This window comes from Cupriavidus sp. 05N39, from assembly GCF_056397325.1.
On sequence record NZ_JBFTNE010000407.1, the window covers coordinates 1 to 367 of the forward strand.

A 367-nucleotide genomic window follows, 5' to 3' on the forward strand; every position below is an offset into this window, starting at 1 on the left:
GCCTGGGCGAAGGCGGGGCGATCGGCTCGCTGGACGCGCTGGGCCGCATCGATGCGGCGATCGGGATCACCTTTGCCGAGGCAGCCAATGCCCTGCTGCGTTTGAGCGGCGTGGAGCGCAGCCAGGTGCGGGCGATCGGTTCGCATGGGCAGACGGTGCGCCACCGGCCGCTGGCCGATCCGGCGTTCACGATGCAGCTGGGCGACGCCAACCGGATTGCCGAGGCGACCGGGATCACCACCGTGGCCGATTTCCGTCGTCGCGATGTGGCTGCAGGCGGCCATGGGGCGCCGCTGATGCCGGCCTTCCACCTGGCCATGCTCGGGACCGCCGGGGAAGACCGGGCGATCCTCAACCTGGGCGGGAT

At 71.4% G+C, this 367-nt stretch carries 1 protein-coding gene; it reads left to right on the forward strand.

The features are described from left to right. A partial coding sequence (locus AC1DN0_RS41930) for an anhydro-N-acetylmuramic acid kinase (RefSeq protein WP_477146735.1) occupies positions 1-367 on the forward strand: 367 nt, incomplete at both ends.